Origin of the sequence: Promicromonospora kroppenstedtii DSM 19349 (assembly GCF_000515355.1) — a bacterium.
GTDB classification, from domain to species: domain Bacteria; phylum Actinomycetota; class Actinomycetes; order Actinomycetales; family Cellulomonadaceae; genus Promicromonospora; species Promicromonospora kroppenstedtii.
This window is the reverse complement of record NZ_KI911760.1, coordinates 248,491-249,736: the sequence shown is the minus strand read 5'-3', so window position 1 is coordinate 249,736 and position 1,246 is coordinate 248,491. Positions and strand designations below refer to the sequence as shown.

The 1,246-nt window shown below is 73.9% G+C and carries 3 protein-coding genes; all 3 read left to right on the top strand.

Annotated features, from left to right (window positions below; translation table 11 throughout):
• Positions 1-352, top strand: a 352-nt coding sequence (locus PROKR_RS28455) for a PfkB family carbohydrate kinase (protein WP_245606001.1), incomplete at its 5' end; no start/stop codon positions are given.
• The gene (locus tag PROKR_RS28450) at positions 349-846 is read left to right on the top strand and encodes an RbsD/FucU domain-containing protein (protein WP_036970591.1); all 498 of its coding nucleotides are present in this window, start codon (positions 349-351) and stop codon (positions 844-846) included. The genes PROKR_RS28455 and PROKR_RS28450, both read left to right, overlap by 4 nt.
• 3 nt (positions 847-849) lie before the next feature.
• Positions 850-1,246: amidohydrolase family protein (locus PROKR_RS28445; protein ID WP_036970588.1), on the top strand; the 397-nt coding region annotated here is incomplete at its 3' end.

Below are 1,246 nucleotides of genomic sequence, written 5' to 3'. Positions count from 1 at the left end.
GGCCCTCGGCCCGCGCGCCGTGGTGATCACGCTCGGCGAGGCCGGCGCGCTGGTCGTCACCGCCGACGGCACCGTCGAGGTGCCGCCGGTGCGCGTGGACGTCGTCGACTCGAACGGCGCCGGCGACAGCTTCAACGCGGCCCTGGCCGTGGCCCTCGGCGAGGGCCACGACCTGCCCGCCGCCGCGGGCTTCGCCGGTACCGTCGCCGCACTGTGCTGCGAGCACTGGGAGACCGTCCCGTCCTACCAGGACCGGGCCACGGTCGATGCGTTCCTCGCCGCCGACCGCACGACCGGGACGACCGTGAGCACCACCACGAGCACGACGACGAGCACGGAGGCGCGACGATGAGAGCTGGACGGATCCTGCACCCTCAGCTGGCCGGGAGCCTGGCCACGCTGGGGCACACCGACGTGGTGCTGGTCACCGACGCGGGCTTCCCCATCCCCGCCGGGGCCAACCGGGTGGACCTCGCGCTCACGCGCGGGCAGCTCGACGTGCAGTCGGTGCTGCGGGCGCTGCTGGAGAACACGTTCTTCGAGGAGGCGCACTTCGCCACCGAGCTCACGACGCACCACCCGCGCCTGTACGGCGAGGTGCAGGACATCTTCACCGGCTCAGGGGCCACCTTCCACGGCACCACGCACGAGGCGCTCATCGAGCAGTGGGCCCCACGCGCCAAGGTCGTGGTGCGCTCCGGCTCCTTCGAGCCCTGGGCCAACTTCGCGCTGGTCGCCTCGACGGCGCCGTTCGAGTGGTTCGACGACGACGAGGTGACGATCCTGCCCGCCTACGTCGAGCGGCGCCGCCTCATCGCCGAGGCCGTCCGACCCGGCCTGGGCTGAGCCATGACGCAGAGGATCGACGCGCACCACCACCTGTGGGTGCGCTCGCAGACGCCGCAGGACTGGATCGACCCGGTGAGCATGACGGCCATCGACGCCGACTTCACGCCGGACGACCTGGCCGAGGCACTCGCCGGCCAGGGCGTGACGGGCACCGTCGTGGTCCAGTCGGTGCAGGTCGAGGCCGAGACCGTGGACCTGCTGGCGCTCGCGGCCCGCACCCCGGTGGTCCAGGGCGTGGTGGGGTGGGTGGACCTGACGGCCCCCGACGTCGCCGACGCCCTGGCCCGGCTGCGCTCCGGGCCGGGCGGCGCCCACCTGGTGGGCGTCCGGTCGATGGTCCAGGCGGAGCACGACCCCGCCTACCTCGACGGCGCCGACCTGCGCCGGGGCATGCGGG